Here is a 21,918-nt window from a genome sequence, read left to right as displayed (position 1 = left end):
CCGCTCGCCGTTCCGGGTGCGCGCATCCCCGCCCGCGCCCAATCCATAAATGATGTCGCGCGCCAGCGCGGCCTTCGGATCACCCGCGCTCGTGAAAGAAATCATAGATTTTTTCCGCGAGCGCGCCCGAGACGCCCTCGACCGCCTTCAGATCGCTCAGGTTCGCCCGCGCCACCGCCTTGGCGGAGCCGAAATGCGCCAGCAGCGCCCGCTTGCGCGCGGCTCCCACGCCCGGCACATCGTCCAAAGGCGTGGCGCCCACGGATTTCGCCCGCTTCGCCCGATGCGTCCCGATGGCAAACCTGTGCGCCTCATCCCGCATCCGCTGAATGAAATAGAGCACCGGATCATTGTGGCGCAGCGCAAAGGGCTGCTTGCCGGTCCGGTAAAACTCTTCCTTGCCCGCATCCCGGTCGATCCCCTTCGCCACACCGACCATCGGAATATCGCCCACGCCATGCGCCTCCATGATCTCACGCACCGCACTCACCTGCCCGGCCCCGCCGTCAATGAGCAGCAGGTCCGGCCAATGCCCCTCGCTGCGCTCCGGGTCCTCCTTGATCAGCCGCTTGAAGCGCCGGGTCAGCACCTCTTTCATCATCCCGAAGTCATCCCCGGGCGTCAGCTCGTCTCCGCGAATGTTGAACTTGCGGTACTGGTTTTTCAAAAATCCCTCGGGGCCCGCCACGATCATCGCGCCCACCGCAAAGGCCCCCTGAATGTGGCTGTTGTCATAAACTTCGATCCGCTCGGGCGGGGCCTTGAGGTCAAAGGCCTCCGCCACGCCCCGCATGAGCTTCGCTTGCGTCGCCGTCTCCGCCATCTTCCGCGCGAGGCTCTCGCGCGCATTGCGCAACGCGGAATCGATCAACTCCGCCTTCTCGCCCCGCTTGGGCACCAGCAGCTCGACCTTGCGCCCCAGCTTGCCCGTAAGCGCCTCGGCCATCAGGTCCGGATTCTCGATCTCATTCGACAGGATCAGCTGCCGCGGCGGCTCGCGCGTGTCGTAGAACTGCCCGACAAAGGCCTCCAGCACCTCCGCCGCATCCACATCCGGCCCCACGCGCGGATAGTAATCCTTGTTGCCCCAGTTCTGATTGGCGCGGATGAAGAACACCTGCACACAGGCCTGGCCGCTGTCCATATGCAGCGCGATGATGTCGGCCTCTGCCACGCTCTGCGGGTTGATGCCCTGCGCCGTCTGCACCTGTGTCAAAGCCTTGATCCGGTCGCGCAAGGCCGCCGCGCGCTCAAACTCCATCATCTCCGAGGCCGCGCCCATCTCGGCCGCCAGCCGTGCCTGAATGTCCGTGGTCTTGCCGGTCAGGAACGTCTCCGCATCGCGCACGCTCTGCCGATACGCCTCCGTGCTGATCTTGCCCACACACGGCGCCGAGCAGCGTTTGATCTGGTACTGCAGACAGGGCCGCGTCCGGCTGTCGAACATCGCGTTGGAACAATCCCGCAGCAAAAACACCCGCTGCAGCTGGTTCAGCGTCCGGTTGACCGCCCCCGCAGAGGCAAAGGGTCCGTAATAGGCCCCCTTCTCCTTCTTCGCCCCCCGATGCTTCTTGATCTGCGGAAAGTCGTGATCCGCCGTCACCAGGATATTCGGAAAGCTCTTGTCGTCGCGCAAGAGCACGTTGAACTTGGGCTTCAGCTGCTTGATCAGGTTCTGCTCCAGCAGCAGCGCCTCGGTCTCCGTCCGCGTCGTCAGGAACATCATCGACGCGGTCATCGAGATCATCCGCGCAATCCGCGGGCTGTGCCCAGCGGGCCGCGCATAATTGCTCACGCGCGCCCGCAGGTTCCGCGCTTTTCCGACGTAAAGCACCCGGGCCTGCGCATCCAGCATCCGGTAAACGCCGGGCGAGCTGTCCAGCGTCTTGAGGTAGCCCTGGATCACCTCGTGACCGGGCAGTGCCGCCTTGGGAGTGGTATCAGGTGGATCGGACATAACCATAGGTGTGATTCTTAGCGGTGGCTGCACCGGAGTGAAAGCAACTGCAAGAGCGAACCTGTCCACCAATCATGTGGATAACTCTGCCGATAACTTCCTGCCATCCGGAATTTTCCCTTTCTCTGAGGGGATTTCAGCAGTTTGCCTAAAAAATAGGCGCCTACGCAAGCCCCTGTTTCAAAATGATATTTTCTTCTGCACAGCGCAAGGTTTTGAAAACAAAGACATTTTGGTAACGAATTTGTAACACTCCTTAATCCGGTGCAAAACTTGTCTGGCGACGGGCTTACTCCACCCCCAGAACGTCGGGCGTCTGCCAGGCCAGATGCTGGCCGCCGTCGACGCAAAGCAGCTGCCCGGTCACGCCCGGCGCATCGAGGAAATAGCCCAGCGCCGCGGTCATATCTCCGGGGTTTGCGCCGCGCTCAAGCACCGTTGCCGCGCGCTGTTTCGCGAAATGCTCCGCCGATTGCCGCCCGCCCTGCAGCGTCGGGCCGGGACCGATGGCATTCACCCGGATCGCCGGGGCCAGCGCCTGCGCCGCCGTCTGTGTCAGCGCCCAGAGCCCCATCTTCGCCAGCGTGTAGGTCATGAACTCCGGCGTCAGCTTGCGCACCCGCTGGTCCACCATGTTCACGATCAGCCCGGTGGCCTGCGGCTCGCCCGCGGCATCCGTCTCCGCCACCAGATCTTGCGCCGCCATCTTCTGGGTCAGAAGGAAGGGCGCGCGCAGATTGCTCTGCATATGCCGGTCCCAGCTCTCCCGCGTGGCACTTGCCACCGTGTCATACTCAAAGATCGACGCGTTGTTCACCAGGCAGGTCACCGGCCCGCCACAGGCCTCCACCGCCTGATCGAACAGCGCCTCGGTCGCCGCATCCTCCAGCAGATCCGCCTGCAGCGCCACGCCGCGCGTCCCCGCCGCCTCGACGCCTGCCACCGTCTCCTCCGCGCCCGCCGCCGAGGACGCATAATGCACCGCCACATCATATCCGCGCCCGGCGAGATAGAGCGCCATGGCGCGGCCAATCCGGTGGCCCGCACCCGTAACAAGAGCTGTCGGCATAAAATCTCCCTGCCCTGCCCGTCAGGCCAGCACGATCACCAGATAGGCCACATAGAGCCCGCTCAGGATCACGCCCCAGACCCGCGTGATGTTCCACGACAGATAGACGAAGGGCAGCAAAAGAACAGAGGCGCCGAGCATGACCCAGAGATCGAAGGTCAGGAATTCCCGATCCACCGGAATCGGCCCCACGAAACTGGCAATCCCGATGATCGCCAGCAGGTTGAACATGTTCGAGCCGATGACATTGCCCAGGGCCACATCCGCCTGACGGCGCAGCGCCGCCATCACCGTCGTGGCCAGCTCCGGCAGCGAGGTGCCGATGGCCACCAGCGTCAGCCCGATCACCGTGTCCGAGACCCCATAGGTCTTGGCGATGATCGTCGCATTCTCCACCAGCAGGCTGGCGCCCAGCGGCAGCCCTGCAAGCCCCAGCAGCAGGAACATGATGATGCGCCACCAGGGCAGGTCCGGGTCCGCGCCCTCGGGCTCATCTTCGGGCTCGCCCTTGCAGGCCTGTCGGTGCTGATGCGCGTCGCGGAACGCATCGGCCAGCATCAGGCCGAGCCCCGCCAGCAACACCGCTCCCGCGATCCAGTCAAAGACCCCGCGAAAGGCAAGCCCGATGAACAGCACGCTGGCAAAGATCATCTGGTTGTAGGTCTTGCGCGTGTTGCATTCCGCCGTGTGCATGGTCGCCAGCAGCGCGGGCACCCCCAGCACAAGCAAGATGTTCGCGGTGTTCGAGCCCACCACGTTGCCCAACGCCAGCCCCGGCGCATCGTCGAGGATCGCCTGCACCGAAATCAAAAGCTCCGGCGCCGAGGTGCCGAATGCCACGATGGTGAGGCTGACGATCAGCGCCGGCACCCCGAGGCGCAGCGACATGTTCACCGCCCCCTTGACCAGCGCATCCCCCGCCAGAAGCAGAAGGACCAGTCCAAAGCCGCAGAGAATCCACGGCAGGATCATGCGCGATCATCCTTGCCGCACGGGCACGGGCCACGCCCGATCCGGTAGCGCCCGCAGGAGCGGCATTTCGTGTTTGCCAACCGCTTGCCCCCGAGCCAGTGCATCTTGCCGAACATGGCGAGCACGCCCATGACGACCAGGAACAGGGTGACAATCTTGAAAATCATAAAGGCTAAAGTCCGAACTGCGCGTATGCGCTGCGCTCTTCCAGCCCGTGCAGGGCATCGCCTACAAGCTGCGCGCCAAACCGCGCAAGGAAGGGTTTGCGCACCCCGTAGCGGCGGAACTTCACCTTCTCTCCAAAACGCGCCTGCATCATCGGTTTCAAATGCCCGACACCGTCGATCAGCCCCAGTTCGGTGGCCTTGCGCGCGAGCCAGATTTCCCCGGTAAAGAGGTCGCGATCCTCGGGCAGCTTGCCGTGCCGCCGCGCGCTCACATGCGTCTTGAAATTGGTGTGGATGTCCTCGAGGATCTCCTTCAGCCGCGCCACATCCTCGGGGTTTTCCGGGCGGAAGGGGTCGAGCATGGATTTGGATTTTCCGGCGGTATAGACGCGCCGCTCGATCCCCTGCTTCACCAGGAACTCATGCGCCCCGAAGGACGCGGAAATCACCCCGATGGAGCCCACGACCGAGCTGTCGTCGGCATAAATCTCATCCGCTGCCGCGGCCAGCCAATACCCGCCGGAGGCCGCCACATCCTCGACAAAGGCGATCACGGGGATCTCTTTTTCCTCCGCCAGGCGTCGAATGCGGGCGCCGATCAGTGAGGATTGCACCGGGCTGCCCCCGGGCGAATTCACCTCCAGCGCCACCGCCGCTGGCTTGCCGCGGGCAAAGGCTTTTTCGATGACAGGCGCAAGGTTTGCGTCATTCAGCGCGGCCCGTCCGGAGGCGGCAATCATCCCCGAGAGGCGGATGACAGCGACCGTCGGGTCGGATTTCATGAAGGGGATCCAGCGTTTCATGTGACCCCATGTAGAATGGCGACCCCCTGCAAACAAGGAGGAGAGCCATAAGGTTTTTTGATGCGGCCTTATTGCCGAATGCGCCAGCCGGTTTTGAAGATCCAGCCGATGACAGCGAGGCAAGCGACCGTGAACCCGCCAATCGCCAGGAGGGATACGGCAATCGGCACATCCGCCGCGCCGAAGAACGACCATCGGAAGCCCGAAATCAGATAGACCACCGGGTTGAAGTAGGAAATCGTCTGCCAGACCGGCGGCAGCATCGAGATCGAATAGAAAGCGCCGCCGAGGAAGACGAGCGGCGTGACAATCAGCAGCGGCACCAGCTGCAACTGCTCGAAACTGCCCGCCCAGATGCCGATGATGAACCCCAGCAGCGCAAAGCTCAGACAGGTGAGCAGCAGAAACGCCACCATGGCCAGCGGGTGCTGGATCGTCACGTCCACGAAGAAAAACGCCGTGATCAGGATGATCACCCCGATGAACAGCGCCTTGGTCGCCGCGGCCCCCACATACCCTGCCACGATCTCCAGAAAGTTCACCGGGGCCGAGAGCAGCTCGTAGATCGTGCCGATGAACTTGGGGAAATAGATCCCGAAGGAGGCGTTGGAAATCGCCTGCGTGATCACCGACAGCATGATCAGCCCCGGCACGATGAAGGCGCCATAGCTGACGCCTTCGATCTCGTCGATGCGGCTGCCGATGGCCGCGCCAAACACCACGAAATAGAGAGAGGTGGACAGCACAGGCGAGATGAAGCTCTGCGCCAACGTCCGGAAAAACCGCGCCATCTCAAAGAGATAGATCGCCTTGATCGCCGTCCAGTTCATCGCCCGTCCTCCGCATCCTCATGCACCAGCCCCACGAAGATATCCTCCAGGCTGCTCTGCCGCGTCACCACATCGCGCAGCACCAGCCCTGCGGCCGAGACATCGCCCAAGAGCTTGGTGATCCCCGTCCGCTCCGCCCGCGTGTCATAGGCATAGGTCAGCGTGCACCCCTGATCGCAGAGCGTCAGATCGTACTTGGCCAGCGCCTCCGGCACCGCGTCCAAGGGCTCCGACAGCTGCACATCCAGCTGCTTCTGCCCCATCCGCGCCATCAGGCTCGCCTTCTCCTCGACCAACAGCAGCTCCCCCTTGGCGATCACCCCCACCCGGTCGGCAATCGCCTCCGCCTCCTCGATGTAGTGGGTCGTCAGCACAATGGTCACGCCATCCGCCTTCAACCCCTCGACGATCTCCCACATGTCCTTGCGCAGCTCCACATCGACCCCGGCAGTCGGCTCATCGAGGAACAGCAGCCGCGGCTCGTGGGCCAGCGCCTTGGCGATCAGCACCCGCCGTTTCATGCCGCCCGAGAGCGCGCGGATCTGATTGTCCTTCTTGTCCCACAGCGACAGCTGCCGCAGGATCCGCTCGATCGCCGCGTCATCCCGCGCCTTACCGAACAGCCCGCGCGAAAACCGCACCGTGTTGAGCACCTTCTCGAAAGGCTCCAGGTTGATCTCCTGCGGCACAAGCCCGATCATGCTGCGCGCCGCGCGGAAGTCGGTGATGATGTCATGCCCGCCGACCAGCACCTGCCCCGAGGTCGCCCGCGTGATCCCGCAGACGGTGGAAATCAGCGTCGTCTTGCCCGCCCCATTGGGCCCGAGCAGCGCAAGGATCTCCCCCTGCTCGATCTGTAAATCCACGCCCTTGAGCGCCTCGAACCCATCCGCATAGGCCTTGCGCAAATCCTTGATGTCGAGAATGGCCGCCATCCCTAAGCCCCCCTGCCCGTCGCGGCGCACCCTAGGCCGCGGCCCACCAAGATAACAGCGCGCCTCCGCACAGACAACGCGGACCTTTGTGCGCCACACCGCATATCGGCCCGCCTGGCCCTCTGAATAGGGATCCTGCTGCACGCGGGCAGGACACGACCGCCGGCCATGTCGCTTCCGGGCTCGACAGCCCGCCCCGGGCTGATACCACGGGAGCCATGTCCACCCTCCCGCAGAATCGCGCCGGTCTCGGCATCGCCTTCGTCATCGCGGGCATCGTGGCGATTTCGATCAACGACATGCTGATCAAACAGCTCTCGGGCGGCTACCCGCTGCACGAGATCGTGTTTCTGCGCTCCGGCATCGGCATCCTCTTCTCGCTGATGCTGGTGCAGGTGGAAGGCGGCTGGCAGATCCTGATAACCCGCCGCCCCGTGCTGCACACCATCCGCGGCCTGCTGATCGTCGTCGCGAACATGACCTATTTCATCGCCCTCGCCGCCATCCCGCTGGCCGATGCCACCGCGCTCTTCTTCGCGGCACCCCTTTTCATCACCGTGCTCAGCATCCCGATCCTGGGCGAGAAAGTCGGCGTCATGCGCATGACGGCGGTGGTGGTCGGTTTCGGCGGCGTGGTGATCATGCAGCGCCCCTGGGCCGATGCCGACACCCTCGACGCCTCGCGTCTCGTGCTGCTGCTGCCCGTGCTGTCTGCGCTGACCTACGCGCTCAACCAGCTGATGACCCGCAAGCTGGGGGTCGAAAGCAAGGCCTCGGCCCTTGCCGTCTATATCCAGGCCACCTTCATCGTGGTCTCGCTGGGCTTCTACGTGGTCGCAGGCGACGGGCGCTTTGCCGAAGGCGTCGAGAATCCCTCGATCCAGTTTCTCTTCCGCGCCTGGGTCTGGCCTGCGGACGGGGATTGGTGGGTGATGATCGGCCTCGGCCTCAACGCCGCCATCATCGGCTACTGCCTCAGCCAGGCCTACCGCATGGCCGATGCCGCCACCATCGCCCCCTTCGAATACGTGGGCCTGCCGCTCGCCGTCTTCTGGGGCTGGCTGATCTTCGCGGAGCTGCCGGTCTGGGAGGTCTGGGCGGGCATCGCGCTGATCCTGGGCTCGGGCCTCTTCGTCTTCCTGCGCGAACGCCAAAAGGCCCGCATCATCGCCCGCACCCCCGTGATGCGCCGCTGACCCCTCCGGCAGCACAGCCCGTCACGCCAGGGCGCTGGGCGCGCTGACCCCCCGCGGGCTCAGCGCGCGCCGTCTCGCCCGCGGCCCACGGCCACGCCCGCACCCCGTCGCCGCGCCGGTGGCAGCTCCTACATCCGCATCGCAATGAGAGCGGCCACGCGCAGCCGTGTGACGTGGATCTCTCTGGCCGCCTCCCCGAACCCGGCCCCTTCGACCGCATTTCCCAGGTCTTCCAGCACGCCGGGCACCCAGTCGACGCCCTCCGGCAGGACCACCTCCGGACCGTCGGGCGTGCCTCCGCCCTCGATCACCTGCAATGCGACACGACTCCTCTCTCCCGTCTTTTTGCCCGCATCGTTCATGCGACATCCTCATTTTAGTAACTGTTTCATGCCAAGATACCGGGCAGTTTGGGACGATCAATGCGAAAAAATACAAGAACCTATGAAAGAAGTTAATACATTAGCGCTGGACGGCCGCCTTCTGAAGATTTTTATGGCCGTGTATGAATTTCAGTCGGTGTCGGAGGCCGCGCGCCATCTGGGCACGAGCCAATCCGCGGTCAGCCACAGCCTCAACCGCCTGCGCGACTGCATCGGCGATCCGCTCTTTGTCAAAGACGGGCGCAACATCATCTCGTCGCCTGCCGCCACGGCGCTGGCGCCCAAGATCGCGGGCATCCTCGCCGAACTGGAAGGGCTGGCGCTGGCCGGGCAGTATGACCCCCGGCGGGACACCGGCCAATTCACCATTGCCACCAATGTGACCGAGCTTCTGCTCAGCCTCACGGCGCTCAAACAGCGCATCAGCGAGGAGGCGCCCAACGTCCGGCTCAGGTTCATCGAACTGGGCGGGGCGTCGAACGCGCTCGACTATCTCGCCAGCGGCAAGGCCGATCTGGCGATCACCGCAGGCGTTGGCCGCTACCCGCTGGAGCTCGGCGTCATGCGGCTCTACGAGGATGTGCTCTGCTGCTTCTTCGACCGGGACCAGACGCCCGCACCGATGACGGCGACCGCCTACAGCGCGTTGGGACACGCCACGCTCGATTTCGGCAAGAACCAGATGAGCATCGTCGACCGCGCGCTCGAAAGCCTGGGCCTGTCGCGCACGATCAGGCTCTCCGCCGCGAACTCCTATGCGCTGGCCAAATTGATGCAGGGGACGGCCTATGTGGCGACCCTGCCGTCCCGGCTGAAGGACACCGCCTTCGAGGGCTTTGCCCATTCGGTGCCGCCCCTGTCCCTGCCCAAGGTGAGCTATGACATGGTCTGGCATCGCCGCGAAGCGCAATCGCCCCGGCACGTCTGGCTGCGCGACCGGTTGCGCGCCTCGATGACGGACTGACCCCACCCCCGGCTCCCCGCGCCCAAGCATCGTACGATGCCGTCACAGTCTGTTCGCAAAGCCGACCGCGCGCTGCCTTAACCCGGCCCTGTCGGTGCGGGACACCGACAAAATACCGACGTGATACCGACGCGATACAGATGTCGAAAACACCCTGATCTGCCGCGTTAACCTGGCCTTTCGCGGCGATTCGGCGCCAGCGCTCCGCAGCCGTTGCGCGGACGGCGCGTTAACTGATCTTCACCACCACCTTGCCGGTGGCCTGGCGGGTGCGCAGCAGATCCAGCGCCTCGTTGGCCGCCTCCAGCGGCAGCACATGGCTGACGTGCGGTTTGATCTTGCCCTGCACGTACCACGCCGTCAGCACGTCGAAACTGTCGGTCAGCACCTTGGGGTTCACCCGCGTGTAGCCGCCCCAGTAGAGCCCGATCACCGTGAGGTTCTTGACCAGCAGATAATTCGCCGGGATCTGTGGCACCGTCCCACTGGCAAAGCCCAGCGGGATGAGCCGCGCCTCCGGATTACAGGCCCGCAGCGCGGCCTCGAACTGCGCCCCGCCAATCGGGTCATAGACCACGTCCGCACCGCCCAACTCTTTGACAAGGCTTCGAATATCGCCCGTTTGGGAGTCGATCAGATGATCGGCGCCCATCGACTGCGCGACTGCGAGCTTCTCGGCCCCGCGCGCCACGGCAATCACCTCCGCGCCCATGAGCTTGCCCAGTTCCACCGCCGTCAGCCCCACGCCACCCGAGGCGCCCAGCACCAGGAGCCGCTCGCCCGGTTGCAGATGCGCCTTGTAATCCAGCGCCACATGGCTGGTGCCATAGGTGATGAGGAACGCCGCGGCATCCTCGGCGCTCATCGCATCCGGGATCGGCACACAGACATTCGCCGGGATCGCGGCATAGTCCGCCAGCGCCCCGAAGCCGCAATAGGCCGCCACCCGCTGCCCTTCGGCAAAGCCGGTGACCCCGTCGCCCAGTGCCGTGATGGTCCCGCACAGCTCCATGCCGATGGTCGCCGGGAGGGGCGGTTTCTCCTGGTAAGTCCCTTTGATCACAAGCAAATCCCCGAAGTTCAGCCCGCAGGTATGGACCTTGACCTGAACCTGGCCAGGACCGGGGTCCGGCCTCGCCACCTCCCGCAGGCTCAGCGGCTGGCCGAGGTCTGTGACTTGCATTGCGCGCATGATCTGCCTCTTGCTGGTTGCTCGCGCGGATCAGGCCAGAGCGGACGCAGATGTGCAAGTGGAATGCGCAGCTTCGCCGGAACGCCTGGCCGGAAGGGGCCAAGCGCCCTTCCCCCCATCGAAGGGGGGCGGGCGCTGCCCGGCGGTTCCCGCCGGGAGGGACATCTCGGAGGGGAGGCTCCGGTGTTCTGACGAGGGTGCTAGCTCCCACGCGCCCCGTGTGACCAGACCCCGCGCAGAATCGGCGTGTCTTTCACAACACGAAACCGGACGAGATCAGCCCGCAGGCCCGTCTCGATGCGTCCCCGGTCGACCAAGTGGCTGCCTGCTGCGGAGTTCGCCGTGACCGTGGCGAGCCCACCGCGCCATATCCTCCCAGAGCGTGCCCAGCTGGACAGCACCTTTCATCAGCGCCGCGGGCACATAGTCCGATGACAGGATGTCGAGAAGGCGCTACTGCGCCAGATCGCGCGCCGCCACATTGCCGGAGGGCGAGCCGCCCCACACCAGGTTCGGAGCCCCCATGATGATCCAGATTTCCCTGTCACGACAGGCAGTTGCGGCCTCCAATGTGGTTGGACACTCGGCCACGCTCGCCCCGTGGGCCGCCGAGGCCTGTGCCTGGCCGATGGTTGCATCGTCATGGCTTGCCAGCGTCGCGCCATACCGCTGTGCCCCCGCGACAGTCGCCCGTTCATGCCGGTCGCCAAGCCGCGCACGCAGTTGGGTCAGGCACAGCGCATGGATCTCGAAGTCGATGGTGTCGGCGGCGGATGTCGGCCCCGTGTCGATGCGCGTGATCAGGCCATCGGATATTGTCACCATGCCAGTGATCAACTCGTCCTGCAGAATAACTTTGGCATTGGCGAAGATGGTTCGGGATGTCATGGGCGTGCTAACCTAACATGAAAATCTATGCGTAACGAGAAAGGGTTGGGCATGAGCCATACGCGGTACGGGGTCTATTTCACACCGCGCGCGGGCCCCTTTGCAGACGCCGGCGCGGCTTGGCTGGGCTGGGACATCGCGACCGGGACACCCGTGGGGAGCCCCGACGATGCGGTGACGAAACGGCCGCGCAGATATGGCTTTCATGGCACGATCAAGCCGCCGTTCCGGCTGGCCGAGGGCACCGGTGTTGCAGACCTGCAAGAGGCGCTGAGCGCGCTCAGCGCCCGGATTGCGCCCGTAGCGCTCGACGGTCTGACACTGTCGCGGATCGGCTCCTTCATTGCTCTGACGCCCACGGGCGACGCACGCGATCTGGCGCACCTTGCCGCGACCGTGGTGAAGGAACTCGATGCTTTCCGCGCACCACCGACCGAGGCCGACCTCGCCAAACGCCATCAGTCGCGTCTTACGCCGATGCAGAAGGAGAACCTCGCGCGCTGGGGCTACCCTTACGTGATGGAGGCGTTCAAGTTCCACATGACGCTCAGCGGCCCGCTCCCATCCGAGATGATCGGCAAGGTTCTGGCCGACGCCAACACGCATTTCGGAGACATTCCGCCGCGGCCCTTTCCGATCGACAGCCTGACGCTGGTAGGCGAGCGCGACGGGGATATGTTCGAGGAACTCCACCGTTATACCCTTTCCGGAAAGTAAAGCGCTTCGATCTCCGCGACCGCATCCTCCAGCGGGCGATCATTGCGCACCTGAGTAAGGGTGAAGCCCTCAGGCGGGTCAGCGGCGCCGCGCGCCAAGCGTTTTGCGATATCTGCGGTGGTTTCACGCCGCGGTCGGCCAGACGCCGGGCGGGCACCTCCGGCGCCGCCATCAGCCAGATCATGTCAAGCGCCGGTACGCTTTGCTGCGCCTCTTGCAGAACGCGCCGCGACAGATTGGCCAGCGCGTCCTGTCCGCGGTCGAGCACGCCCAGAACGCTGCGCGGAACGCCATAGGGCAGGTCATGCGCGCCCCAGGACAGAAGGAACGCACCCGCCCTGCGCTGGGACGTGTGATGACCCGCTTCCCGCGGTACACAGTGGGCCGCGCGCGACACAGCGCGTCAATCACCGTATCCTTGCCCACGCCTGGGAGGCCAACCACAGCGATGAGACGCCCTGGCATCACACCACCTTCGGCGCAGGACTCGGGCCGCCGACACTGCGGCCTCGGACCTCTCGGCGCGCCTCTGCTTCGTGGAACATCCCCTGGATCGCCGTTCCACCCGTCCGGGCGACTCTGATAAGCTACAGCATGAGAGCCCGGTTCAGGGGCGCAGTTGGATGGCCCAGTACGCCAATTTGGCATGCGCGAAAGCCCGCGCGATCTGTACCGGGTGTTGCATCTCGCCGAAAAAGGCAGCGACGCGATTGGAGATACAGTCCTTGGCAGTCTCGCCCTGTTGCCGCCGGTTGATTGCGCCGCTGCGGATTTCGCTTGAGTGCCGGACATCCCGGGTCACCAAGAGATCTTCCTCATTGCCGCCCTCCACGACAGCCTTGCGCGGATTGCTCCTGCATAGCAAGACGTATTTGAATGAGTTGGCACTGGTCAGAAGCAGACATGTGTTCCCATTGCCCGGCAGGCGATTTGCATAGCAAATCTGCCGAGAGGGGCCTGCTTGCACGGCGCATGTGGCCGCTGGCCCTTATGGTTTCCGCAGACCAAGTCCCATACAGCTTCTCGGACAGCTTTGTGTCCCGGAGATTCGACGGGGTGTCATGGTTGGCGGGTTGACTGTGCGCCATCAACTCGTTGTGGTCTTGCTGTATCGGTATTCTTTTCCTTTGCTTCTGGCGTAGTGCGGGCGGTCGTATTTGTTCCTCGTCAAGACGGCCCATACGATCCATGCGGTTTTGTTGGCCATCGCCACGGCCGCAAGCCGGGTCGGCTTGCGCTCAAGCAGTCCGATGGCCCATGCGTCGACACGATCTGGATTCTCGGTCATCTGTCGCAGCCGAGCTGTCATTCCTGTGAGCAAGAGGCGTCGACGATATCGATCACCCATCTTCGAGATCCTGCCCAACCTCTCTTTACCACCGCTGGATCGGTTGAGCGGCGTCAGACCAAGCCATGCAGCGAACTCGCGACCGTTCTTGAACCGGCGCGCATCACCGATTGTTGCCGCTATGGCTGAAGCTGTCACCGGACCGACACCTGGTATCGTCCGAAGCAACATTACCCGCGGGTCCTGTCTCGCCTGAAGGCGCATACGCATTTCGTACCGACAGATCCGCAAGTGCAGAGCCACGAGTTGGTTGCTCAAATTTATCAACACATCGGCTGCAACTTCGGGAATGTCTGGGCAGTCGTTGTCCAGCACATCCTTTGCAAATTTCACGGCGCTGCCAATGCCTTGGGCAATCACAATTCCAAACTCGGCGAGCAGACCGCGCAACATGTTGCTGATCTGAGTGCGCTGGCGAACGATGAGGTCACGCGCGCGATGAAGGAACAGGACGCTTTGTTGCTCTTCCGTTTTGATTGGAACAAACCGCATGGTCGGGCGTGTCACGGCTTCGCAGATCGCTTCGACATCGGCGGCATCAGATTTGCCGCGCTTGACGTTAAGCTTCACATAATTGGTCGGGAACAAACGGACGTCATGCCCGAGAGCGCTCAATTGGCGCGCCCAGTAGTGGCTCGAACTGCAAGCTTCCATTCCCACCAAGGAAGCCCGAAGGTCTTCAAAGAAAGCCAAAAACTGCGCCCGCCTTATCGCGCGATTGAAAACAACATCGCCATTTTCAACGATGCCCTAGACCTGAAAGTTGTTCTTGGCGAGATCTATGCTAATTGCCGTGAGCTGCATTGGGTGGCTCCTCTCATGGCAGTCATGACAACTGCACTATGGCGCATTGCGACGCCGGTTGGAGCAGGAGCCATCCACTCCATCAGGTTTGACGGGCCGCGCGCATAATGATGCAACAGTGTCCGGTCGTTGCGCTCCAGCGTCCGCCACTCGAACTTGGAAACGCGTTTTGCGCAAACCACCATGGCGGGCGCAGAGCCACAGCTTTCCAGCGTGGGACGCCATATGTCCATCGCGTCAGGCCTGCACGGACGACACGGCACAACCTCAAATCTGCAGGTGATCTTGGCCGAGTGCGTCGGTCGTTATTCGACGAAAGATTTGAGACGTTGCCGCTGGCGGGCGATTTGGCGCTCTTCTTTCCTGTCCCTACCTTGGTGTCCTTAGCCAGCGGCAGCAGAATAGCTCGGCGCGCATCCGCGGTCGCGTCAGTCTGCATCAGCGCACCGATCTGCGCAGCCGCCCCGGACTTCAGCGTGTCGCATTTCCGGCCGGAACTATGGCCGACCACACCGCGTGCGAGCTGTGTGGCATGGCGGGTGACCTTCAATTCGCCCAGACAGAACGGCGCCCCTGCCGCGCCGGAACCACCTTGGACCGGCCTGGCCTGCTCTTGGGGCCGCGCAGCCTGCGGTGTTCCAGTGCAAAAATCACAGCGCCCCAAAGTGCTGGCAGACGGCCCGCGGGCGCGTTCACCCGTAAGCTGGCACAGAATTCCTGATCGAGTGATCGTCCACGATATTGATAACTATACAAATAAATTCAAGAACACCGCCCGATACAGTCCCAAGACCCGTATGTATCTCGCGCCGTGCCGAGCCAGCAGACAAAAAGACGCCGGTCTGGCGCGCCATCAGCATCACGCCGAGTACAGAGATTGCCGATGGGGTCTCCACAACCGGAGACAAGCTGCCCACCGAAGCCGCCCTGTCATAACGTTTCGGTGTGAACCGCCACACGGTCCGGAACGCGCTGTCGCCTATGGGCTCACAGGGCTGGATCATCGCGCGTCGTGGCGCGGGCGTCTTCGTCATGGGCTCCCCCACAGATTACCCATCGGCAAGCGGACCGCGGCGACGCAGGCGGGATTGCTGCGGATGGAAGAGGGCGAGCCGATCCTGCGATCCGTTGGGGTCAATGCAGACCTCGACGGGACTTCCGTTGAGTAGGGACGCACCTGGTTCGTCGGTGATAGGGTGACGCTCACACTCGATACGCCGGACTGACTTACTTCGCTTTTCAGTCGACACAGTTTCTTTGATCGCAGTTAGGGGCTGTGAACGCACATCCAAAGCAATAATGCCCAGACCGTCGTGGTGCTCTCGCCTTCTTCTGCACGAGCTAGTGAAACCGACCCTCGGAGCTGCGATTTTTCGATGAAGCATGCTCCGCTCACGCTGCAAGACACTATGGATCTGGGGTCGGTGCGGTTGGCCGATCAGTCCACAGTCGCGGCCTGTCCCAATTTTCGGGGCCGTCCAGCACCCGGCAGACGCCAGAGGCAGAGACGCGTCAAACGCGAACAGCGAGGCCACCTGAACGCAGGGGTGAAGCTTGGTCTCGGGTCTGATGCGCAATGGTCGCCGATCCAGCTGGCACCGGACGGACCTCCAAGATGAGCGCTAGCCGAACAGAGATCTTCAGGATCGCCTCAAGATTTTGCTCGTCCGGCGGAAGGAAACCAAAGCAAAGCCAACGGCTGATGGTGCACATCGGCGCTTGAACATTCATCAGGTCGAGCGATGGACCAGGCTGGCCTGCAAGAGCGATCTCTGCATCCTCTGGCCGCCACCGGAAACTCGTCGTTGGTCCCTAAGCACCTGGTCTTGAGGCCGACGGGACGTCTAACCTTGGCCCGTCGATCCAAAATCGCGCATTCATCCGCGTAGCTGGAAACGTGTTCAACATGATCGCGACGGATCAGCGAAAGTCCGAAGTGCTGTGCAGTGTACTGCGCACCACATTTGTCCGCTGTACCGGTTGAACTGATTGAAGATTTGGAGACTTTGACAATCGCTCAGTTGCTGGCTGTAAGCGCGTTGGTCGGACCTGCCTTATGACAACTTGGACCGTTAAAGTTAGAAAGCTCTGCAAACTGCGGCCGCAAACCTCAGCAAGTCTGTCCGCGCACCGTCGAAAGAACCGGATCGGCCTCCTAAGCGACAGGTTTAGAGAAAGCCCAGACGGTTCAGCGCTCTTTTGGCGTCGTCTCGCTCCGACGTTGTCCCGAACAACAATTCGTCGTTCAAACTCGAAACCAACTTACTCAGCGATCTGTCTTTCATGCACCGGCGCACAAACGACGTTATGTCGTTGTCGTCCAGACCGAGAATACTGTGGGCCACCTTCGTTTCAGAAATGGTCTCGTGCTTCATGACATCCCCCGACCCATGCGATTCTGTGGCTGCAGAATACCGGGCCGATTACAGATCTGTCATTCAAAGATTGACGGCGCCGCACATTAAATCCGTGAGACGCCACCAATGCCTTGGGATTAAGCGGTATTATTTTCCGATCGGGCCTATGCTGAAGAACATGGTCTCACCGGAGTGATCATCGACACCATCATTGTCGGTTGAGACCCAGGCCGTCCCATCCGCCATAATGGCCAGACCCTCGACCTTGTCGAGCACATAGCCACCGGTCGACGTCAGATCCGGGATCAGGTCACGGACCAGCGTCTTCGTGACCACCGGCAACTCCGAGCCGAGGGGCGCGGGGGTCATCTGAGACAGCGGAACTGAGTAGATCCTCTTTGTGACCGCCTCCGGCCCATGCTGGTTGTCACGCTCCACGATATAGACGTGATCACCGTAGGCGGTCATATCACTGAGACCGACCCAGCCTTTCTCCGGCGCGGCCTTGGGATAGAGCACGGCGCTCCACTCCTCCGTTTCGAGGTTGTATGCGACGAGTTTCACATGATCCTTGGGGTCGTCTTTCCACTCACGCTGGACCGGCATCCACAGGGTGTCGCCGACCTTGGTGATGCCCTCGAAGCCAAAGCGCGTTTCGACGGAGAGGAGCTCCGGCGGCAGGCCGATTTCGTCTTTGATCTGGCCGTCAGGTCCAAGATGATAGAGCGCATGGGGGATGACCCGATCTGTGCGACCTTCCGAGGCGATCCAGAAGCCACCTTCGCCATCGAGAGCAATGCCCTCCATGTCGATCTTCTGGGCGGGCATGCCGTTGCGGGTCACGTCAATCGCCTCAATGATCCGTGCGGGGTGGCGGCCGGGATCTATCTTGAAGATGCGCGGTTGGTAGCCGTAGAAGCTGTCAGAGACCGCATAAATCATGCCATCCGCATCCGCCACCATACCCGAGAGCGCGCCCCAACCGGTCAGCGTATCCATCGCTTCCGACGTCAGATGCGGGTAAGACGCGGGTCCATCCGCGTATTGATACAGCATCACATGCGCGCGCGCCGCACCGTCTTCAAACCCATCGAATTCGTTCGCTGTCGCCAAAAGCCCGCGTTCGGGGATCGCCACGGCACCTTCGGGGGAGATGCCGGAAGGCAGCAGTTGTTTCAGCACCGGCGCAGTCGGATCGGTCACGTCGTAGACCGCCACGACAGAGGCGCGTTCGGCCATCACGAAGACATACGGTGTGCCGTCGAAGGCGCCGAACTCCATGCCTTCCGGCTCAACCCCTTTGCTGTCGGACCGCTTGTCCGGGTAGTGGCCGATCTGCACAATCGCGTGCTCCAGCGTCACGCCGCTTTCCCAGACCAGCGTGCCGTCCTTGTGGAATACGGTCATCCCACGGGAGCCGCCGTCCATGTCGCCTTCGTTGGCGATGGCAAAGTGGCTGTCGTCAATCCACTGCACGCCGTCGGGCTCACGCAGCCGCCCGGGCTGGCTCTGGTCGAAAGTGAGCGCCGCGCGGTCATCCTTGGTGTCGATGCCCTCCAGATCGACCGCGCCAGCCGAGAAATGGGATAGAATGAGGCCATCTTTCGACACGACCGCGATGTGGTTGTTCTCCTGCAGGGTTACGACGACCTCGCCCAGACCGTTGATGTCGACAAACTCGGGTTCCGGATCCTCGCCAGCCACTTCGGCAAGACCGGTCAGACTGGCGCGCCGCAAGCTGTCGCAGTCCAGCGTGCCATCCGCCACGTCGATCATCACCAGATCACCCGCGGGCATCTGCGGCACGCGGCCATCGCCCAGGTCTTCATCCCGCTCATTCTCGATGGCGATCGCAATGAACGATCCATCCTTGGCCCGCGCGGTGCTGTCGGGTTGGCCACCCAGATCGCAGGTGGCCGTGATGCTCATATCGGCCAAATCGACCGCCTTAACGAAACCGGAAGGAGCGGTATAGCTCTCGGAGGTGTTCACACCGACAAAGGCGGTATTGCCGATGATCGACACCGCCGTCGGTTCTCCCTCGACGGCCAGCGTGCCCCTGGGCGCGGGTGCGGCGGGGTTGGTGATGTCGACCACGCCGATCACCCCGGCGGGGCTGTCGGTGTAAACCAGCGTCATGCCATCTTCGGTCACGTCGATGATCTCGGCCGAGGTCTCGTCGGGCGCTGCACCGTCGAAATTCGCCGTCACAGGGAAGGAGGCAATGCGGTTGAAGTTCATTTCGGCGTGAACAGGCGTCATCGCAAAGCCGGCCAGAAGCGTGCTGGTCAGAAGCAGGGGTTTGGTCATTGAAAAGCTCCGTGGTCTTGAGATGCGCGCACAGACGCAGGCTCAAGACACGGGCGTGTGACGGTTTTGTATCGGTTTTATGAACTCTCAGGAGGCGAGCATCAGGTCGGAGGCCTTCTCGCCAATCATGATTGCGGGCGCATTGGTGTTGCCTGATACGATCTCCGGCATGATGGAGCAATCTGCCACCCGCAGTCCCTGGATGCCGTGCACCTTCAACTCGGCGTCGACCACCGCATCCGCGTCGGAACCCATCTTGCAGGTTCCGGTGGGGTGGTAGATCGAGGCCGTGTTGTTGCGCGCCCAATCCAGCGTAGCCTCGTAGTCGTCCATATCGAGACTGGAATGCGGGCGGAACTCTTCAGAGATCTTGGAGGTCAGCGGCGCGTGGCGCGCGATCTTGCGAGCAATGTTCACCCCGGCGACCACCGTGCGGCAGTCGGTTTCGGTTGAGAGATAATTCGGGATGATCTTCGGATACTCGCGTGGCTTGGCCGACTTCAACCTGATCTCGCCCTTGCTCTCCGGGCGCAGCTGGCATACCGACATGGTGAAGGCGGAGAACTTGTCGGCTCCCTTGCCCGGGTTCTCTGCGGAAAGCGGCTGGACGTGGAACTGAATGTCCGGGGTTTCAATATCCTCACGGGTCTTGAGGAACCCCGTGGCCAGGCTTGCGGCCATCGTCATCGGCCCCGCGCGGAACATCAGATATTTGAGCCCGATCTTGGCCTGGCCAAAGAGAGTCGATACCTCGTCGTTCAAGGTGGGCTCATTACACTTGTAGACGAGGCGCGCCTGCAGGTGGTCCTGCATGTTCTTGCCCACGCCCTTGAGGTCTTTTTTGACTTCGATGCCATGTTCAGCAAGGTGTTCGCCCTCGCCGACCCCCGACAGCATCAAAAGCTGGGGAGAATTGATCGCACCGCCACACAGCACGATCTCGCGGCGTGCGGTGACGGTTTGCACATTGCCGCCACGGTCGTGGTAGCTCACCCCCGTCGCATGGCCTTCGGTGATCTCGATCTTGTCGACCTGCGCATGGGTGATGATCTTAAGGTTCGGTCGTGTCTTCACCGGATTGAGATAGGCCACCGCCGAGCTGCAGCGGCGCCCGTTGCGCGCGGTGAGTTGAAAGAAACCCACGCCTTCCTGATCGGCACCGTTGTAATCGGGGTTGAATTTATAGCCCGCCGCCTGCGCCGCCGCGACCCACGCATCTGTGATAGGCCGCTGGATGCGCATGTTCGAAACAGAGAGCGGCCCTTGGTCACCGTGATACTCATCTGCCCCACGCTCATTATTCTCGGCGCGCTTAAACAAAGGTAAAACGTCGTCCCAGCCCCATCCGCTATTGCCCATTTGCCGCCAACGGTCATAGTCTTGAGGTTGACCGCGGACATAGAGGAGGCCGTTCAGGGAGGAAGAACCACCCAAAACCTTGCCACGCGGCCATTCGATGGAGCGCCCATTCAGTCCCGGATCAGGCTCGGTTTTGTAGCACCAGTCAACGGACGGGTTGTGGATCGTTTTGAAGTATCCCACGGGAATGTGGATCCACGGGTTCCAGTCTTTCCCGCCCGCTTCAAGCAGGATGACCTTGTTTTTTGGGTCTGCGCTCAGCCGATTGGCCAGCACACACCCGGCAGACCCGGCACCGACGACGATAAAATCAGCTTCCACTTCAACCTCCCAATGACAGCGTGAAAAAAACTCTATGCAAAAAGAAACAATCATACTAGTGTTTTTTGGGACTATAAGTCTCAATAAATGACATTCAGGGAGGAAGTCATGAAAGTTCAGAACAATATCAAGCACCTGTCGCGGCGGGATCTTTTCCGCGTTGCAGGCCGCTATGGTCTCAGCTCCACGCTGCTGGCCGCGGGGACATTCGGCGGGGCGATGAGCCTGTCGAACCTGGCGCAAGCTGCTGAATCTTCGTATGAAAAGCGCTTTGCGAAAGAGCCGAAGTTCACCCTCAAGATGGGCGCGGCAGGCTTTAACCCGCAAAACCTTCTGATCGAACGCGCCGGTGTTCTGGAGTTCGCGCGGGACCTTGAAAGCCGTACAGACGGTGAGATTCGCGTCGAGTTCATCGGCAACAACCAGATCTGCAACCAGCTCTCCTGCGTTGAGAAAACGCAGCAAGGCATCGTCGACATGTACGCAGCCTCGACCCAGAACTCGGCTGGTGGCGCGCCTTACTTGAACGTTCTCGACTACGCCTACATGTTCCGGACCCGTGCGGACCAGTACTACTTCATGTACAGCCCGGAATCGCAGCGCATCCTCCGTGAGCCCTTCGAGAAGCGCCACGGTCTGAAGTTCCTGTTCAGCCACGCCGAACTGCGCGGCATCCAGCTGGGCCTGGCCTGGGAAGACAAGCCGACCGTAACAAGCATAGAAGAACTCTTCGGCTCCAAGAACCGCGTCACGGGCACGCAGCTTGGCCGCATCGCGATGAACGCGCTGCAACTGAACCCGGTCCCGATCGCCTGGGAAGAGACCCTCGACGGCCTGAAGCAAGGTCTGATCGACGGTGCGGAAACATGGGCCTCGGCCGTGGCCTATGCCAACATGTCGCCCGTCGTCAGCCAGTCGGTCGATCTGCGCTTCTTCTGCGGCACCGAGCATACGGCGATGTCGGCCTCCGTCTTTGACGGCCTCGGCGGCGAGCTTCAGGACGCGGTCATGGAGTCGGCCTACCTGGCGCAGGTGCACGTTCAGGCGGCCAACGAAGCCGCTCTGGTGAACACCGTCGGTGCAACCGATCCGCAGCTTCCGGGCACGATTTTTGCGGAAAACAACGTCCGCATGGCGATGCTTTCGGACGCCGAGCGCAAGAAAGCCGAAGAGATGTGCTCGCCCGAGTTCCAGCCGCAGCTCTGGGAGCAATGGCGCGAGCGGATCAATGGCTGGGCCGGTGGCATTGACACCTACCAGGACATCTACAACGAAGTGCGCAACAACCCGCACACGCTGGCCGAGAACGTCGAGCCGCGTCGTTGGTGGAAAGCCTAAGCCGTCCG

The 21,918-nt window shown here is 62.4% G+C and carries 21 protein-coding genes and 1 pseudogene; 6 read left to right on the top strand and 16 right to left on the bottom strand.

Features of this window, described 5'->3' with window-relative positions:
* Positions 1–79 precede the first annotated feature (79 nt).
* The 7 genes from uvrC to Q1A71_RS11850 form a co-directional block, all read right to left on the bottom strand.
* Complete coding sequence (gene uvrC / locus Q1A71_RS11880) at positions 80–1,957, bottom strand: excinuclease ABC subunit UvrC (RefSeq protein WP_299675977.1); 1,878 nt, start codon at positions 1,955–1,957, stop codon at positions 80–82.
* A gap of 289 nt (positions 1,958–2,246) precedes the next feature.
* On the bottom strand, positions 2,247–3,026 hold the full coding sequence (locus Q1A71_RS11875) for an SDR family oxidoreductase (RefSeq protein ID WP_299675974.1): 780 nt from the start codon (positions 3,024–3,026) through the stop codon (positions 2,247–2,249).
* A gap of 21 nt (positions 3,027–3,047) precedes the next feature.
* Positions 3,048–3,998 (bottom strand): calcium/sodium antiporter, encoded by a 951-nt coding sequence (locus Q1A71_RS11870; protein ID WP_299675971.1) that lies wholly within the window; start codon positions 3,996–3,998, stop codon positions 3,048–3,050.
* Positions 3,995–4,165: a hypothetical protein gene (locus tag Q1A71_RS11865; protein WP_299675968.1), complete on the bottom strand. Its 171-nt coding sequence runs from the start codon at positions 4,163–4,165 to the stop codon at positions 3,995–3,997. The genes Q1A71_RS11870 and Q1A71_RS11865 overlap by 4 nt, the downstream gene beginning before the upstream one ends.
* A 5-nt stretch (positions 4,166–4,170) precedes the next feature.
* Positions 4,171–4,968 (bottom strand): S49 family peptidase, encoded by a 798-nt coding sequence (locus Q1A71_RS11860; protein WP_299675965.1) that lies wholly within the window; start codon positions 4,966–4,968, stop codon positions 4,171–4,173.
* Positions 4,969–5,036: 68 nt separating this feature from the next.
* Complete coding sequence (locus Q1A71_RS11855; RefSeq protein WP_299675962.1) at positions 5,037–5,798, bottom strand: ABC transporter permease; 762 nt, start codon at positions 5,796–5,798, stop codon at positions 5,037–5,039.
* Positions 5,795–6,733 carry an ABC transporter ATP-binding protein gene (locus Q1A71_RS11850; RefSeq protein WP_299675959.1) on the bottom strand — a complete coding sequence of 313 codons (939 nt, stop codon included), beginning with the start codon at positions 6,731–6,733 and terminating at the stop codon, positions 5,795–5,797. The genes Q1A71_RS11855 and Q1A71_RS11850 overlap by 4 nt, the downstream gene beginning before the upstream one ends.
* A 218-nt stretch (positions 6,734–6,951) precedes the next feature.
* Between Q1A71_RS11850 and Q1A71_RS11845 the strand changes: the two genes are divergently transcribed.
* Positions 6,952–7,929 (top strand): DMT family transporter, encoded by a 978-nt coding sequence (locus Q1A71_RS11845; protein ID WP_299675956.1) that lies wholly within the window; start codon positions 6,952–6,954, stop codon positions 7,927–7,929.
* A 128-nt stretch (positions 7,930–8,057) separates the two neighbouring features.
* On the opposite strand, the gene Q1A71_RS11840 is transcribed toward Q1A71_RS11845, so the two are convergent.
* Entirely contained in the window at positions 8,058–8,291 is a 234-nt protein-coding gene (locus Q1A71_RS11840; RefSeq protein WP_299675953.1) for a hypothetical protein, read from the bottom strand.
* Between the two features lie 28 nt (positions 8,292–8,319).
* On the opposite strand from Q1A71_RS11840, the gene Q1A71_RS11835 reads away from it, so the two are divergent.
* Positions 8,320–9,276 carry a LysR family transcriptional regulator gene (locus Q1A71_RS11835; protein ID WP_366140245.1) on the top strand — a complete coding sequence of 319 codons (957 nt, stop codon included), beginning with the start codon at positions 8,320–8,322 and terminating at the stop codon, positions 9,274–9,276.
* A gap of 229 nt (positions 9,277–9,505) precedes the next feature.
* Here Q1A71_RS11835 and Q1A71_RS11830 read toward each other — a convergent pair whose 3' ends face one another.
* Together Q1A71_RS11830 and Q1A71_RS11825 are read right to left on the bottom strand one after the other, a co-directional pair.
* Positions 9,506–10,468, bottom strand: a complete 963-nt coding sequence (locus tag Q1A71_RS11830; RefSeq protein WP_299675947.1) for an NADPH:quinone oxidoreductase family protein — start codon at positions 10,466–10,468, stop codon at positions 9,506–9,508.
* 200 nt (positions 10,469–10,668) lie between these two features.
* A pseudogene (locus Q1A71_RS11825) lies at positions 10,669–11,191 on the bottom strand (alpha-D-ribose 1-methylphosphonate 5-triphosphate diphosphatase); the annotation flags it as partial.
* A 216-nt stretch (positions 11,192–11,407) separates the two neighbouring features.
* Here Q1A71_RS11825 and Q1A71_RS11820 point away from each other — a divergent pair.
* A complete protein-coding gene (locus tag Q1A71_RS11820; RefSeq protein ID WP_299675944.1) occupies positions 11,408–12,073 on the top strand; it encodes a DUF1045 domain-containing protein in 666 nt (221 codons plus the stop codon).
* 607 nt (positions 12,074–12,680) lie between these two features.
* Here the strand turns inward: Q1A71_RS11820 and Q1A71_RS11815 are convergent.
* Entirely contained in the window at positions 12,681–12,875 is a 195-nt protein-coding gene (locus tag Q1A71_RS11815) for a hypothetical protein (RefSeq protein ID WP_299675941.1), read from the bottom strand.
* 285 nt (positions 12,876–13,160) lie between these two features.
* Positions 13,161–14,132, bottom strand: coding sequence for an IS110 family transposase (locus Q1A71_RS11810; protein ID WP_299677014.1), 972 nt, complete (start codon positions 14,130–14,132; stop codon positions 13,161–13,163).
* Between Q1A71_RS11810 and Q1A71_RS11805 the strand changes: the two genes are divergently transcribed.
* Positions 14,019–14,333 carry a hypothetical protein gene (locus Q1A71_RS11805; protein ID WP_299675937.1) on the top strand — a complete coding sequence of 105 codons (315 nt, stop codon included), beginning with the start codon at positions 14,019–14,021 and terminating at the stop codon, positions 14,331–14,333. The two genes, Q1A71_RS11810 and Q1A71_RS11805, sit on opposite strands and share 114 nt — an antisense overlap.
* Here Q1A71_RS11805 and Q1A71_RS23675 read toward each other — a convergent pair.
* Together Q1A71_RS23675 and Q1A71_RS23670 are read right to left on the bottom strand one after the other, a co-directional pair.
* Complete coding sequence (locus tag Q1A71_RS23675; RefSeq protein ID WP_366140243.1) at positions 14,308–14,889, bottom strand: phosphonate C-P lyase system protein PhnG; 582 nt, start codon at positions 14,887–14,889, stop codon at positions 14,308–14,310. The genes Q1A71_RS11805 and Q1A71_RS23675 overlap by 26 nt on opposite strands.
* Positions 14,890–14,917: 28 nt before the next feature.
* Positions 14,918–15,259, bottom strand: a complete 342-nt coding sequence (locus tag Q1A71_RS23670) for a hypothetical protein (protein WP_366140257.1) — start codon at positions 15,257–15,259, stop codon at positions 14,918–14,920.
* Here Q1A71_RS23670 and Q1A71_RS23665 point away from each other — a divergent pair.
* Positions 15,207–15,425, top strand: coding sequence for a hypothetical protein (locus Q1A71_RS23665; RefSeq protein ID WP_366140255.1), 219 nt, complete (start codon positions 15,207–15,209; stop codon positions 15,423–15,425). The two genes, Q1A71_RS23670 and Q1A71_RS23665, sit on opposite strands and share 53 nt — an antisense overlap.
* A gap of 1,304 nt (positions 15,426–16,729) precedes the next feature.
* On the opposite strand, the gene Q1A71_RS11795 is transcribed toward Q1A71_RS23665, so the two are convergent.
* Together Q1A71_RS11795 and Q1A71_RS11790 are read right to left on the bottom strand one after the other, a co-directional pair.
* Entirely contained in the window at positions 16,730–18,844 is a 2,115-nt protein-coding gene (locus tag Q1A71_RS11795; protein WP_299677011.1) for an esterase-like activity of phytase family protein, read from the bottom strand.
* A gap of 135 nt (positions 18,845–18,979) precedes the next feature.
* Positions 18,980–20,626: a choline dehydrogenase gene (locus Q1A71_RS11790; RefSeq protein WP_299677008.1), complete on the bottom strand. Its 1,647-nt coding sequence runs from the start codon at positions 20,624–20,626 to the stop codon at positions 18,980–18,982.
* Between the two features lie 54 nt (positions 20,627–20,680).
* Between Q1A71_RS11790 and Q1A71_RS11785 the strand changes: the two genes are divergently transcribed.
* The gene (locus Q1A71_RS11785; RefSeq protein ID WP_299675935.1) at positions 20,681–21,910 is read left to right on the top strand and encodes a TRAP transporter substrate-binding protein; all 1,230 of its coding nucleotides are present in this window, start codon (positions 20,681–20,683) and stop codon (positions 21,908–21,910) included.
* Positions 21,911–21,918 lie beyond the last annotated feature (8 nt).

This window comes from uncultured Roseobacter sp., assembly GCF_947493125.1.
Lineage (GTDB): Bacteria > Pseudomonadota > Alphaproteobacteria > Rhodobacterales > Rhodobacteraceae > Roseobacter.
Note: the sequence above shows the minus strand (reverse complement) of the source record. Positions and strands in the feature narration are given on the sequence as shown.